Below are 14,437 nucleotides of genomic sequence, written 5' to 3' on the forward strand. Positions count from 1 at the left end.
AATAATGTTGCCGTTTTCCGTGTTGAGACTTGTTAAGACAAGGAATTTTGCGGAATTACCAGTTTTGCCTGAATGTCCATCCACGCAGCAATGGCGTAAGACGTATTGAACTTTCAGGCAGTTAGCGGGCTGCGGGTTGCAGCCTGGCCGGTAAATGGAAGCGTCTCTGGAGAGTACTCCCAGGCTGTTCCTTTTTGATAATTGCGCTGTATTTCCAGTTGAAATACAGGCTACCGACACTCTGCGCCTCTTAAGCGTACGACAGCCGTGAGGTTGACGGCGTGAACAGTCACGAGGCCATCGGTTCACTCCCGGTCAACGTCACCATGCCCGCAGCTTTATCGTCAATGTAAGAATAACGAGTAAGTTACGATGAAAAGAATGCTAATTAACGCAACTCAGCAGGAAGAGTTGCGTGTCGCCCTTGTTGATGGGCAACGCCTGTACGACCTGGATATTGAAAGCCCAGGGCACGAACAGAAAAAAGCGAACATCTACAAAGGCAAAATCACTCGTATTGAACCCAGTCTTGAAGCCGCATTTGTTGACTATGGCGCTGAAAGACACGGTTTCCTCCCGTTAAAAGAAATCGCCCGCGAATATTTCCCCGCCAGCTACGCCTCCCATGGTCGTCCCAACATCAAAGATGTACTGCGCGAAGGCCAGGAAGTTATCGTTCAGATTGATAAAGAAGAGCGCGGCAATAAAGGCGCGGCGCTGACCACCTTTATCAGCCTGGCGGGAAGCTATCTGGTGCTGATGCCGAATAACCCGCGCGCGGGCGGTATTTCGCGCCGGATCGAAGGCGACGATCGCACCGAATTAAAAGAGGCGCTTTCCAGCCTCGAATTGCCGGATGGCATGGGGCTGATTGTGCGCACCGCAGGCGTCGGCAAATCCGCCGAAGCGTTGCAGTGGGACTTAAGCTTCCGCCTGAAGCACTGGGAAGCGATTCAGAAAGCCGCTGAAAGCCGCCCTGCCCCCTTCCTGATCCATCAGGAAAGCAACGTCATCGTTCGCGCGTTTCGCGATTACCTGCGCCAGGACATCGGCGAAATCCTCATCGATAACCCGAAAGTGCTTGAGCTGGCCCGCCAGCATATCGCCGCGCTGGGTCGTCCGGATTTCAGCAGCAAAATTAAGCTCTACACCGGCGAAATCCCGCTGTTCAGCCACTACCAGATCGAATCGCAAATCGAATCCGCCTTCCAGCGTGAAGTGCGTCTGCCTTCCGGCGGCTCGATTGTCATCGACACCACCGAGGCGCTGACCGCCATCGACATCAACTCCGCTCGCGCTACTCGCGGCGGCGATATCGAAGAAACGGCATTTAACACCAACCTGGAAGCGGCGGATGAAATCGCCCGTCAGCTGCGCCTGCGCGACCTCGGCGGCCTGATTGTCATCGATTTCATCGATATGACCCCGGTGCGCCATCAGCGCGCGGTCGAGAACCGCCTGCGCGAAGCGGTGCGCCAGGATCGCGCCCGCATACAGATTAGCCATATTTCCCGCTTCGGCCTGCTGGAGATGTCCCGCCAGCGCCTGAGCCCGTCACTTGGCGAGTCGAGCCACCACGTCTGCCCGCGCTGTAGCGGCACCGGCACCATCCGTGACAACGAATCGCTTTCTCTCTCCATTCTGCGTCTTATCGAAGAAGAAGCGCTGAAAGAGAACACGAAAGAAGTTCATGCCATCGTGCCTGTGCCCATCGCCTCTTATCTGCTGAACGAAAAACGCGAAGCGGTAAACGCGATTGAAAAACGTCAGGGCGGCGTGCGTTGCATCATCGTTCCTAACGATCAAATGGAAACCCCGCACTATTCCGTTCTGCGCGTACGCAAAGGCGAAGAGACGCCGACGCTCAGCTACCTGTTGCCGAAGCTGCACGAAGAGGCCATGGCGCTTCCTTCTGACGAAGAGTACGCCGAACGTAAACGTCCTGAGCAGCCGGCGCTTGCTACTTTTGTCATGCCGGATGTGCCGCCGATGCCGCAGGAAAGCGCGCCGGCAGAGAAACCAGCCGCGCCGAAAGCCCCTGTACAGCCGAAAGCGGAAAGCCATGCTCCGCAGTCTGGCTTTATGAGCCGCCTGGTCAGCGCCGTTAAAAAACTGTTCGCCGGTGAAAGCGCCAGTGAAGCGGTGGCTCAGCCAGAAGAGCAAAAAGCCCCTGTACAGGAAAAACCGCAGGAGCGTCGTAACAACCGCCGTCAGGGCCCGCGTCGCGAGCGCAACGAGCGTCCGAACCGCGAAGCCCGTGCTGAAAACGGCGAAGCGCGTGAAAATGCCCGTGAGGAAAACCGCCGTAATCGTCGCCAGGCGCAGCAGCAGAACGCCGAAGTGCGCGAAGTTCGCCAGCCGGTTGCGGAAGAAGCCGATAAAGCCAAGCCGCGTGACGAACAGCAGCCTCGCCGCGAGCGCAATCGCCGCCGTTCGGAAGAGAAACGCCAGGCTCAGCAGGAAGTGAAAGCGCTGACTCGCGAAGAAGCGCCGGAGCAGGAAGCCGAGCAGGAAGAACGCGTGCAGGTTATGCCGCGCCGCAAACCTCGCCAGCTCAGCCAGAAAATCCGCATTGAGTCCGCTGAAGCCGCGCCGGTAGTGGATGAAGTTGTTGAAACCGCGCCGACTGCGGATGTCAGCACCAGCACCGAAGTGGCGACTATCCCTCTGCCTGCCGTCGTGGAAAGCGCTGTTGAGCAGGAAGAGCAAGGCGAAGGCCGCGCCGATAACGCCGGTATGCCGCGTCGCTCCCGTCGTTCGCCGCGCCACCTGCGCGTGAGCGGCCAGCGCCGCCGTCGCTATCGCGATGAGCGTTACCCCACCCAGTCGCCGATGCCGTTGACCGTTGCCTGCGCTTCGCCGGAAATGGCTTCCGGTAAAGTCTGGATCCGCTATCCGGTCGCCCGTGCGCAGGATGAAGTGCTGGAAGAGCAACTGGAGCAAGCGACCCCGGCAGTTGCTGAAGCGCCGGTTGAAGCGCCTGTCGCTGCCGCGGCGAACGTCCCGGCTGAAGAAGCGGTTGTGGTTGAACCGGCTGGCGAAGCTCAGGCCGAAGCGCCGCAGACGCCTGCAATTGAAACGTCTCACCCGGAAGTTATCGAAAGCCCGGTAGACGCCCAGCCGAAGCTTATCGAACCGCAGGAAGAAGCGATTGCGGAACAGGTGATTGAATCAGCCCAGCCGGCAACTGAAGAAGAGCCGGTTCGTGAAGCTCAGGCGGCGGAAATTGCCGAAACCGCACCGCTTTCCGTAGCGCCGCCAGAGCAGGATGAACAGGTTCAGCCGCGTGAAGAGAAGCCGCAGCCGCAAGATGAGAAACCCGCTGAAGCGCATTCCGTCGCCATTCAGCAGGAAACTCAGGTTGGCCGCAGCTACGCCAGCGCGCCGATGACCCGCGCGCCAGCGCCGGAATATACCCCGGAACCGCCGCGTCACAGCGACTGGGTTCGTCCGGCCTTCGACTTTAGCGGTAAAGGTGCGGCGGGCGGTCACAGCGCCACCCACCATGCCTCTGCGCCTGCAACCCGTCCTCAAGCTGTAGAATAAGCCTCTGGCGTAAAAAAAAGCCGGTCACAGACCGGCTTTTTTATTGTCCTCAATTCGCCTCATTCCCGTTAGTTCCGGCATGGCTTCGCGCATCAGGGCTAAAAATTTGCGCAGGCGCGCCGGGTAATAACGCGCATAGGGGTAAACCAGATACATCGGCAACGGTGAAGCCTGCCACTCCGGCAGCAAATGCACCAGCCGCCCCTGCGCCAGATCGTCCAGAACCACCCACGCCGAAACGATACCTGCTCCAATGCCGTTCAATACTGTTCTGCGCACCGCGTAGAGACTGTCTGAACTTAAGCGTGGGCTGATGGTGAAAGAGACAGGCTCGCCGGTTTGCCCATGGCTTAGCGTGACTTCCCGGCGATAAAAGGTACTTAACGCCACCCAGGGAAGCGCGGAAAGCTCGCCCGGATGCGTCACGCCCGGATGCTGGCTCAGCAGCTGCGGCGCAGCGACGACAATACGCGGCACCTCCGCAAGCGGCACGGCGATACAGGCCGGGTCGAGATCCGGCCCCACATGAATGGCGCAGTCGATATTCTCACCGATAAAATCGGGAGATTTATCGTTAAGCGTCCACTCTATCGCAAGCTTTGGATGACGATTAAGGAAGGTAGTCAGCGGCGCGATAAGCTGGTCCTGACCAAAAGCGTGCGGGGCGCGTACGCGCAAAACGCCAACGGGCTCATCCTCGGCATTTTTCAGTTCATCCTCCAGCGCCGCCCAGTTCCCGATAATGCCTTTAGCGTGCTGATAACAACGCTCGCCGTCATCGGTAAGTTTCATGGCATGGGTGGTTCTCAGCAGCAATCTGGCGCCCAGCAATGCCTCCAGCGTTTTCAACCTGCGGCTCACGGTTGCCTGCGTTGTGCCAAGTTGTACGGCGGCGGCGGAAAGCGACCCGCTTTCAATAATGCGTACAAAAGTATGCATTAACTCCAGACGGTCTATACGTTCAGATGGCAACCTTTTTCTCCCGGTCATACGCTTGACGTATAACTGTTTTATCATGTCGCGCTCTACCACGCTACCTGCCGCGCGCCGACAATAAGCGCATACATTCAATGCCGAGGAAATCATTGTGAAACCTGCACACACTGCGTCGCACGCAACCCGCGCCTCTCTGCCCACCGGGCTTATTCTGGTGCTGGCCTTCGCCACCGGGCTGAGCGTGGCGTCAATTTATTACGCCCAACCTATTCTGCCGCTGATAGGAAATGCCTTGCATCTTGATATCAACGGCATGGGACTTATCCCGACACTTACGCAACTGGGCTATGCGCTGGGTATTTTCTTTTTACTGCCGCTTGGCGACCGCTATGACCGCCGTCATCTTATTCTGTTGAAATGCGTCCTGCTCGCTCTGCTGCTGGCGTTCTATAGCTTTTCAGAAAGCCTGAGCGGATTGCTTGGTTTGAGCCTGCTGGTGGGGATGGCCGCGACGGTAGCGCAGGATATTGTTCCGGCAGCGGCCATCCTCGCGCCCGCTGGCAAGCAGGGGAAAATGGTCGGAACGGTCATGACAGGGCTGCTGCTCGGTATATTGCTTTCCCGCTCGGTGAGCGGCCTGGTGGGCGCCGCTTTTGGCTGGCGGGCAATGTATCAGCTTGCGGCGGTCAGTATCGCGTTTATCGGCCTGCTGTTGTGGCGTGTGCTGCCAAACTTTGCCGCCCATTCCGAGCTTGGCTATCCGGCGCTGATGAAATCACTGGTGACGCTGTGGCGCCGCTATCCGGCGCTGCGTCAGGCGGCGTTAGCGCAGGGGTTTTTATCGATAGGCTTTAGCGCATTCTGGTCGATGCTGGCGGTGATGCTGCATGATACCTATCACGTCGGCAGCGCAGCCGCTGGCGCTTTTGGTCTGGCGGGCGCGGCGGGCGCGCTGGCGGCGCCGCTCTCCGGCACGCTTTCAGACCGCTTTGGCCCGCAAAGAGTCACACAGCTTGGCGCCGCGCTGGTTAGCTTCTCTTTTGCTCTGATGTTCGCTTTACCGTTCTTTAGTCCTGGCATGCAGCTTGCCATTATCGCCATTGCCGCCATTGGTTTTGACTTAGGGCTGCAATCCACGCTCGTGGCGCACCAGACGGTGGTTTATAGCCTTGAGCCGGCCGCACGGGGCCGTCTTAACGCCCTGCTCTTTACGGTGGTGTTTATTGGGATGGCGCTGGGTTCGGCGCTGGGCAGCAAGGTGTATGCGCTGGCCGGCTGGCCTGCGGTGGTCGCGCTCGCCACGCTGGTAAGCCTGGTAAGCCTTGCGATACGCCTGCTGGGAAAATCGTCGCCGCTTAGCGCCGCGGCGGCGCGCTGAAGATAAAAAAAGGCCCGCTGCGCAGTGCGCAAGCGGGCAGATAAAGCATGCCCAGTTTCATGACATGCTCCAAACTTTTTAATGTTATTTATTCAGTTGAAACAGCGACATGCCTTGCATGTCAGTAAAGGTTTTATAGGAAGCCTGAAGCGCTGCCTGCTGCATGGTGTAAGAAGAGATAACCGAGTTATAGTCAACGTCCACCAGATCGCTCATTTGCTGCGTTAGCGTCAGTGAGCGGTCATCACCGGAAGCATCAAGCGCCGAAAGTTCATTAAGCTGCGTGCCCAGCTCCGCGCGCACGGTCAAAACGTTGTTATAAGAATTTCTCATGCCGCGGTTAGCGCTGTCGATAGCGGCAGTAAAGGTTTCCCGCGCCGTATCATCACCCTCTGCAATAGGCGTTTTCAGTGCAGAAATCGCCTTATCAAGCGTCGCAAACATATCGCTCTGAACCGAATCATCCGGCTCTTTTACCGCATTGCTGGTCACGGACTGAAACACCTGCTTGCCGGTATGACCGATGGTCATGCTGCGAGCCGTGTCGACGGTTTGCGTAATTGTCTCTTCTCCGCCTGCATACGTCACGCCGCTCGGGCCATCGACAAACGGCGCAGACTCCGTTTTATAACCTGCAAATATATAGCGGCCGTTGCCATCGGTACTGTTCGCCAGGTTTAACAGTTGATCCCGAAGCCCTTGCAGGTCTGTTGCCAGCGAGGCGCGGTCATCGTTACTGAGCGTACCGTTGCCTGCATTGACGAGTTTTTCCTGCACGCTCTGAATCGCTGTCGTGACCTGGCCCAGAATGTTCTCTTCCAGAGAGACTTTCTGCGTAGCGAAAGTGCGCGCCAGTTCATACTGACTGTTTTGCGCCTGCGCCTGTGAAACCACCACTGCCTGAGAGGCGGCGATAGGATCGTCAGAAGGCCGGTTTACACGTTTACCGGTAGACATCTGTTCGCCATAGCCAAGCCACGCGCTCTGGCTGTCAGTGATGCCGCGCATGTTTTGCTGATACATCATCTGTGTACTGATACGCATCGTATTACTCTCCGTTAGCGAATCGACAGCAGAGCGTCGAACAGAGTGGAAGCCGTCTGTAACACCTGCGCGTTAGCGAGGTAATACTGCTGGAAGCGTTGCAGGTTGCCATATTCTTCATCCAGGTTAACCCCGGAAATGGATTGCTGCTGTTTGGTCAGCTGTGTCACAACATTGCCCTGCGTTGTGCTGGTGACCTTCAGGGTGCTGGTTTTGTTCCCGATGTCACTGACCAGCGAGGCGTAGGCATCGTTCAGCGTTTTGTTGCCGCCCACGATTTTGCTGCTTTGCAGGGCGAGTAACGCCTGACCGTTACGGTTATCGCTTTCGCCCGCGCCCGCCTCGCTGGCAAGAGCGAGTTTAGATTCGTCTTTAATCGCAACGCTCATATTCACAATGGCGTTGACGACCGGCTTCACCGTAAAGGTATCGTTGGTTGTCGCAGTGCCGCTGATATCTACTTTAAGACCATCGAACTCAAGGCCGGTATAAGGACCGCCAGCAGGCGTCTGATTAGCCGTTACGGTACTATTGTCAGACAGACGCGTTACCTGCCAGTCGCTGCCGTCAAAAACCACTTTGTAGTCTGTCGCCTGAACCTGAGCGCCGTCCGTGACGGAAGCCGTCAGCGTAGCCTCTGGCGTTTTACTGTTTTTACTGTTGCTGAGCACAGCCGGGCTGCCGATATTAAAGAATTCGCCGCCATCCGCGCCGCTCGCATCAACGCCTTTTTCATGCTGCTTGTTAAACGCATCGGCAAAAGAGAGCGCGAGCTGGTTGAGCGTGTTGCGCGTCTGGTCAAGATCCTCGGAGCGAAATGCCAACATACCGCCCAGGGATCCCGTCGTCAGTAATTTCTCGGGGATTTCAATATTGCCAGCGGTTTTATCGACATAAGCCACCGTCACGCGAGCGGGATCGTTGCTGGAAGGCACGGCGGCCAGCTGGCTGGCATTGCTGCCCTGCACCAAAGAATAACCATTCCCGATGGTGATGTTATAGGTGCCGCTGTCCTGCACGCTGACTTCCACGCCAACGACTTTATTGAGCTCGCTTACCAGCTGATCGCGCTGGTCAAGCAACGCGTTCGGCGAAGCGCCTGCCCCTGCGGCGGTCAGCTTGGCTATCTGGTCATTCAGGTTCGCTATCTGTTTTGCGTAGTTATTTACCTGATTCACACTGGAGGAAACGGCTGAATTAACCTGGCTGTTCTGGTCGCGCAGATACTGGTCCGCTACCTTGAACTGGTTAACAAGACCTTCGGCTTTACCCAGCAGGGTTTGACGTGCAGCCGGATCTTCAGCGTTGCTGACCAGCGTTTGCAGGCTTGAGAAAAAACCCTGTAGCGAGGATGAAAGGTTATTGGTGCTGCCAGAGAACATATCGTCAATTTTCGACATCTGCTCATAGCGCGACGTTAATCCGCTGCCCTGGCTTTCCGCATTACGCAACTGGTTGGTAATGAACGCATCATATTCACGCTGCACGCCAGTAACATAAACGCCGTTGCCGGTATAGCCACCCGCTCCCAGCGTGCTGTTGGCCGACGCCAGTATGGTGTTCTGACGGGAATAGCCCGCCACGTTATAACTGGAAATGTTGTTACTGACGGTATTCAGCGCAGCCTGGGCTGCGCCAAGGCCACTCATGGCACTGTTAATTAAGCTACTGGACATGGGGGTTCCTTATGAACATTCTGGCTCGGGGTCCTGTCGAGAAGTATCGGCACTCTGCGACAAAACTTGAGCGTTTTCAGAAGAGCGTCGACAAATCGCTGCCGTAAGCTTTACTCACTTTTTCAGACATCGATTTCAACTGCTGGATCATCGATGTCAGCTTGCGCGCATAGTTAGGATCGGTTGCGTAGCCTGCGTTTTGCAGCGCTTGCGCCCCCTGCTCAGCCGTCGCGGCATTGGTGACCGCTTCGTAGCGCGGATTGCGCGTCAGCAGCCCCACATAGTCGGAGAGCGCTTCAAGGTAAGAGCTATAAACACGGAATTTGGCTTTCACTTTTTTCGCTTCGCCATTCTCATATTCCGTGGTGGTGATTTCCGTTACCGGCCCTTTCCAGCTGGAGGTCGCTTTTACGCCAAAAAGGTTGAAACTCGGCTCGCCGCTCTCGGTGCGGATCTGCCGCTGGCCCCAGCCCGACTCCAGCGCCGCCTGGGCCAGGATCAGGTGATGCGGAATGCCGCTTTTCTCCGCCGCCAGGCGCGCCGGCAGAGAGAGCTGCGCGAGGAAGTCTTTGCTGTCGCCAGACAACGGCTCATCGTTTGAAGGCGCTTTCGGCATGGCGCTGCGCACGATTTGCGTCAGCGTCTGGTTGCGCCAGGTGTTTACGGTGTCGATATCGAATTTCATCGGCGCCGTCTGTATATTTTGCGCATCAGGCTCGGCGGCCTGCTCGCCGCCCATCTGTTTCACCAGAACATCGGCAAACCCCAGCCCCTTGCCGGCAGTCATCTGCTGGGCGATTTGCTGGTCATACATACTGGTATAAAGCCGCGTCTGGTCGCTGCTGAACAGGCCATCTTTGGGCAGCGCTTCACGCATGCTTTTCAGCATCATCTGCACAAACACCCCTTCCATCTGCCGGGCGACTTCTTTGATATTGCCCTTTGGATCTTGTCCCGCTTTGGCTTTCAGATCGTTTAGCGATTGCGCGTCCCAGGCCGCGCTGGACATCAGACGGGTGTCGTTCAGCATGAAGCTGTTCCTCAAAAGGTTAACCCGCCTGAGGCGTTTATAACGCCGCGGGCGGGAAGAACAGAAAACGACGGCCTTCGCCTCAACGTGACAGGAAGGCCGTTATACCGGTTAGATAATTTCCAGTTTCGCGCGCAGGCAACCTGCGCTTTGCATCGACTGCAAAATCGACATCAGGTCGATAGGCGTCGCGCCCAGCGCGTTCAGCGCCCGCACCACGTTGTTCAGGCTTGCGCTTTCACGCACCGTCTGCAACGAGCCGCCGCTCTGGCGCATATCAATTTGCGTCTGCGGCGTAACAACGGTCTGCCCGCCGCCAAACGGCGTATCCGGCTGGCTGACATTCGCCTGGCGGTTCACAGTGACGGAGAGGTTGCCCTGCGCCACGGCGCAAGAATCAAGCATCACTTCGCGGTTCATCACTACCGAACCGGTGCGGGAGTTGATGATGACTTTCGCATCCTGCGCCCCTACGTTGACCTCCAGATTCTGGATATCCGCCAGCATGCGCACCTGCGAGCTGCCGCCTGTCGGCACGCGAATTTGTACGGTGCGGGCATCCAGCGCCGTGGCGCTGCCGTAGCCGCGGGCGCGGTTGATAGTGTCGGAGATCTGCTGCGCCATCGTGAAATCTTCATTGTTCAGTTGAAGATTAATGGTATTGCCGTTGCCGAACTGGCTTGGCAACTCGCGCTCAATGATGGCGCCGTTGGTGATGCGCCCGCCGTTGACCTGGTTGACCTGCACGCTGCTGCCGCCTGCGGAAGCGCTCGCCCCGCCGATTAAAATGTTGCCCTGCGCCAGCGCGTAAACCTGGTTATCGACCCCTTTCAGCGGGGTCATTAACAGCGTACCGCCACGCAGGCTCTTCGCGTTACCCATTGAAGAGACCACCACGTCGATGGTTTGTCCCTGGCGGGCAAAGGCCGGGAAGCTCGCGGTTACCATTACCGCCGCCACGTTTTTCAGCTGCATATTGGTGCCCGCGGGCACGGTAATGCCAAGCTGCGAAAGCATGTTGTTTAAGCTTTGGGTGGTAAAAGGCGTTTGTGTCGTCTGGTCGCCCGTGCCATCCAGGCCGACCACCAGCCCGTAGCCGATCAGGGAGTTTTCACGTACGCCCTGTACGCTTGTCAGGTCGCGAATGCGGTCTGCCTGCGCAAAGGTTGCGACCAGCAGAAGCATGACCCCGAAAAGGGATTTAAACATTGCTCACCTCGTTACATCGGCGATAAGTTGAGGAAGAAGCGCTGTAGCCAGCCCATATTCTGCGCTTCGTTGATATAGCCGTTGCCGACATATTCGATTCTGGCGTCCGCCACCTGGGTGGACGGTACGGTATTGCTGCCGCTAATGGTGCGGGGGTTGACCACACCGGAGAAGCGGATAAATTCTGTGCCCTGGTTGATGGCTATCTGTTTTTCGCCCACCACGTGCAGGTTGCCGTTGGCAAGCACCTGGTCGACGGTCACCGTCAGCGTGCCGCTGAAGGTGTTGCTGGCGTTAGCGCCGCCTTTGCCGTTAAACGCGTTGGAGCCGGAGGAGTCCACATCCGCCCGGGCGTTGCCGAACAACCCTTGCAAATAACGAGGCACGGTGTCTAAGCCAAAGCTGGTCTTGCCGTCGCGGCTGGCGTTCGCTGAAGAGCTTTTGCTCGCGCTGACGTTTTCCTGTAGCTGGATGGTGAGCGTGTCGCCGATATTGCGCGGACGACGGTCCTCAAACAGCGGCTGGTAGCCGTAGTTAATAGGCTGAACGGACTGAAATATTGACCCGTTAACCACCGGCGCGGGCGAAGGCGCGGGCTGCGCGGTGGTAGCCCCCTGAACCAGCGGGGTGGAAGGCACCCAGGCGCAGCCGGAAAGGGTCAGCGCGAGCGCAATCGCATAAGGGTAAAGTGGCGCACCGGTTTTTTGCATGGCTTTCATCTTGAGTTCGGGTATCCGGCGCAGCTTACGCCGCGCCGAAGGGACCTTAGAGTTGCGTCAGTTTTTGCAGCATCTGGTCGGTCGTGGAGACCGCTTTACTGTTGATCTCATAGGCGCGCTGCACCTGAATCATGTTTACCAGCTCTTCCGCCACGTTAACGTTAGAGGTTTCAACATAACCCTGATAAAGCAGACCCGCGCCATTCAGGCCCGGCGTGCTTTCATTCGGCGCGCCGGAAGCCTGAGTTTCGATGTAAAGGTTTTCACCCACGCTTTCCAGACCGCTGTCGTTCATGAAGGTGGTCAGGTTGAGCTGCCCTACCTGCACCGGGTTAGCCTGGCCCTGCTGGGTTGCGCTCACCACGCCGTCGCGACCAATGGTAATGCTCAGGGTGTTAGCCGGAATGGTAATCGCAGGCTGTACCTGAAAGCCGCCTGCGGTAACCAACTGGCCGTTCTGGTCTACCTGGAAAGAACCGTCGCGGGTATAAGCCGAAGAGCCGTCCGGCAGCAGCACCTGGAAAAAGCCCTGACCTTTGATAGCCACATCTTTGCTGTTATTGGTCTGGGAAAGGTTGCCCTGGCTGTGCAGACGCTCGGTAGCGACCGGGCGTACGCCGGTGCCGATCTGCAAGCCTGAAGGCAGCGTGGTTTGCTCGGAAGACTGCGCGCCTGGCTGGCGAATCGTCTGGTAGAGCAAATCTTCAAATACCGCGCGCTGGCGCTTAAAACCATTGGTGCTGACGTTCGCCAGGTTGTTGGCGATAACGTCCATATTGGTTTGCTGGGCGTCCAGACCGGTTTTGGCGATCCATAATGAACTGATCATAGTGGCGTCCTGTTACTTAACTTAATGACAGCAGCTGATTAGCGCGCTGTTCGTTATCATTGACGCTGGAGATGACTTTCATCTGCATCTCAAAGCGGCGGGCGTTGGCTATCATGTCGGTCATCGCTTCAACCGGCTTGACGTTGCTGCCTTCCAGCACGCCCGGCATCACGCGAACCGTCGCGTCGGCCTGTAGCGCCGCGCCGCGCTCAGCCTGCGCCTGCGGGCTTACGCGAAACAGGCCGTCATCGCCGCGCACCACGTCGCGCGGTTCCGCTTTTACCAGCTTCAGCCGGCCAACCGGCGCCACGGTATTTGGCGGGTCGCCAGGGTTAAGCGCGGAAATGGTGCCATCCGCCGCGATAGTGATTTGCGAGCCTTCCGGCACGACAATCGGACCGCCCTCGCCCATCACCGGGTTGCCCTGAATGGTCAACTGGCCGGTCGGCCCCACCTGGATGTTGCCGTTGCGGGTATACGCTTCAGCGCCGTCGGCAGCCTGCACCGCCAGCCAGCCATCCTGCTGCACCGCCACATCCAGCGGACGGGAGGTGTAGTTGAACTCGCCCTGGCTCATGTTCGCGCCTGGGGTCGAGGCGGTGACCAGCGTGCGGGTGTTGAGCGAAAGCCCTTCCACCGGCACGGCGCGCAGCGCGTTTAGCTGAGCGCGAAAACCTGGCGTGGAGGCGTTGGCGAGGTTGCTCGCCGTCACCGCCTGCTGGTTCAGCGTCTGGCTTGCCGCGCCCATGGCGGTATAGATTGCGTGATCCATTAAGCCCTTCCTTCAGCCGCTTAGCGCAGGTTAACCAGCGTGTTAAGGATCTGGTCCTGGGTCTTGATAGTCTGCGCGTTAGACTGATAGTTACGCTGCGCGACAATCATGTTGACCAGTTCTTTACTCAGATCGACGTTGGAAGCTTCCAGCGCGCCGTTGGTCAGGGTGCCGAAGTTGCCGGTGCCGGCGGTGCCAAGCAGCGCCACGCCGGACGCATTAGAGGTCGCCCAGACGTTATCGCCCTGAGAAGTCAGCCCTTCCGGGTTAGCGAAGTTCGCCAGCACAATCTGGCCCAGCAGCTGCTGCTGTTCGTTGGAGTAGGTACCAACTACGGTGCCGTCATCGTTGATCTGATAGCTCACCAGGTCGCCCGGCTTATAGCCGTTCTGGGTGGTGGAAACGATGTTATTAGAGCCGGTGTTCTGCTGCATGGAGCCAAGGAAGTTCAGTGCGAAGACCGCAGGCGTAGCGCCGTTGATGCCGCCCGTCGTCACGTTGAACGTCGGCGGGTTGGTTACGGTGCCGGCGGCTGCATCGGCAGCGGTTGCGGCAAGGCCGGTCAGGGTGCCGTTTTCATCGAACTTCATGTAGGTATTTGCCGGCGTGTTGGCGACCCACGGGGTATTGACGCTGGAGTCTTGCGTATAAACCGCCCAGGTGTTGGCGTCGGTTTTCACGTAAAAGACGTTCATGTCATGGGCGTTACCCTGGCTGTCGAATACGGTGACGGAACCTTTCTTGTTATAGGTATCGGAGTCTGTCGGATCGAACGGGGTTTTGGTCGGCAGTTTGTCGGTGGAGTTCAGGTTAACCACCATTTCCGCTGTGGTGGTGGTTTTCGCCGCCATCAGGGTGTTAGGGATCGTCAGCCCTACCGGGTTTGCGCCCTGCTGAATGGTCGGCGGCGTGCCGGTGGCCGGGTAGCCGGTCAGTTGCAGGCCCTGCATGTTGACCAGGTTGCGGTTCTGGTCCAGCTTGAACTGGCCGTTGCGGCTGTAATAAACGGAGCCGTTGCTGTCTACCAGACGGAAGAAACCGTTCTGACTAATCGCCACATCCAGACCACGGCCGGTGTTGGTGGTGGTGCCGTCGCTGAAATCCTGGGTAATGCCCGCCACTTTCACGCCGAGGCCCGCTTTTGAGCCTGCGAACATGTCGGCGAAGGAGACAGAACCCGATTTAAAACCGTAGGTCGCGGAGTTGGCAATGTTGTTGCCAATTACGTCCAGGTTGGTGGCCGCGGCATTCAGGCCGCTGACCGCTTGAGAAAACGCCATGTCTTACTCCTGATAAAG

Annotated in this window: 11 protein-coding genes; 2 read left to right on the forward strand and 9 right to left on the reverse strand. The window is 57.8% G+C overall.

Annotated features, from left to right (window positions below):
- Positions 1-372: 372 nt before the first annotated feature.
- Positions 373-3,546, forward strand: coding sequence for a ribonuclease E (gene rne / locus DW56_RS18995; protein WP_024551723.1), 3,174 nt, complete (start codon positions 373-375; stop codon positions 3,544-3,546).
- A gap of 24 nt (positions 3,547-3,570) precedes the next feature.
- Here rne and DW56_RS19000 read toward each other — a convergent pair whose 3' ends face one another.
- Complete coding sequence (locus DW56_RS19000) at positions 3,571-4,563, reverse strand: LysR substrate-binding domain-containing protein (RefSeq protein WP_071789721.1); 993 nt, start codon at positions 4,561-4,563, stop codon at positions 3,571-3,573.
- A 70-nt stretch (positions 4,564-4,633) separates the two neighbouring features.
- On the opposite strand from DW56_RS19000, the gene DW56_RS19005 reads away from it, so the two are divergent.
- The gene (locus tag DW56_RS19005; RefSeq protein WP_024551721.1) at positions 4,634-5,860 is read left to right on the forward strand and encodes an MFS transporter; all 1,227 of its coding nucleotides are present in this window, start codon (positions 4,634-4,636) and stop codon (positions 5,858-5,860) included.
- A gap of 84 nt (positions 5,861-5,944) precedes the next feature.
- Here DW56_RS19005 and flgL read toward each other — a convergent pair whose 3' ends face one another.
- The 8 genes from flgL to flgE all read right to left on the reverse strand — a co-directional run bounded on the left by flgL (position 5,945) and on the right by flgE (position 14,419).
- Positions 5,945-6,904, reverse strand: a complete 960-nt coding sequence (gene flgL, locus DW56_RS19010) for a flagellar hook-associated protein FlgL (protein WP_024551720.1) — start codon at positions 6,902-6,904, stop codon at positions 5,945-5,947.
- A 14-nt stretch (positions 6,905-6,918) separates the two neighbouring features.
- Positions 6,919-8,580, reverse strand: a complete 1,662-nt coding sequence (gene flgK / locus DW56_RS19015) for a flagellar hook-associated protein FlgK (RefSeq protein ID WP_024551719.1) — start codon at positions 8,578-8,580, stop codon at positions 6,919-6,921.
- Positions 8,581-8,656: 76 nt separating this feature from the next.
- Positions 8,657-9,610, reverse strand: coding sequence for a flagellar assembly peptidoglycan hydrolase FlgJ (flgJ, locus tag DW56_RS19020; protein ID WP_024551718.1), 954 nt, complete (start codon positions 9,608-9,610; stop codon positions 8,657-8,659).
- Between the two features lie 111 nt (positions 9,611-9,721).
- Complete coding sequence (locus DW56_RS19025) at positions 9,722-10,819, reverse strand: flagellar basal body P-ring protein FlgI (protein ID WP_024551717.1); 1,098 nt, start codon at positions 10,817-10,819, stop codon at positions 9,722-9,724.
- Between the two features lie 11 nt (positions 10,820-10,830).
- Positions 10,831-11,529: a flagellar basal body L-ring protein FlgH gene (gene flgH, locus DW56_RS19030; RefSeq protein ID WP_081711349.1), complete on the reverse strand. Its 699-nt coding sequence runs from the start codon at positions 11,527-11,529 to the stop codon at positions 10,831-10,833.
- A 55-nt stretch (positions 11,530-11,584) separates the two neighbouring features.
- A complete protein-coding gene (gene flgG / locus DW56_RS19035) occupies positions 11,585-12,367 on the reverse strand; it encodes a flagellar basal-body rod protein FlgG (protein WP_024551715.1) in 783 nt (260 codons plus the stop codon).
- A 16-nt stretch (positions 12,368-12,383) separates the two neighbouring features.
- The gene (locus tag DW56_RS19040; protein ID WP_024551714.1) at positions 12,384-13,139 is read right to left on the reverse strand and encodes a flagellar basal body rod protein FlgF; all 756 of its coding nucleotides are present in this window, start codon (positions 13,137-13,139) and stop codon (positions 12,384-12,386) included.
- Between the two features lie 20 nt (positions 13,140-13,159).
- The gene (gene flgE, locus DW56_RS19045) at positions 13,160-14,419 is read right to left on the reverse strand and encodes a flagellar hook protein FlgE (RefSeq protein WP_024551713.1); all 1,260 of its coding nucleotides are present in this window, start codon (positions 14,417-14,419) and stop codon (positions 13,160-13,162) included.
- Positions 14,420-14,437: the final 18 nt, after the last annotated feature.

The sequence above is a fragment of the Franconibacter helveticus LMG 23732 genome, from assembly GCF_000463115.2.
Lineage (GTDB): Bacteria > Pseudomonadota > Gammaproteobacteria > Enterobacterales > Enterobacteriaceae > Franconibacter > Franconibacter helveticus.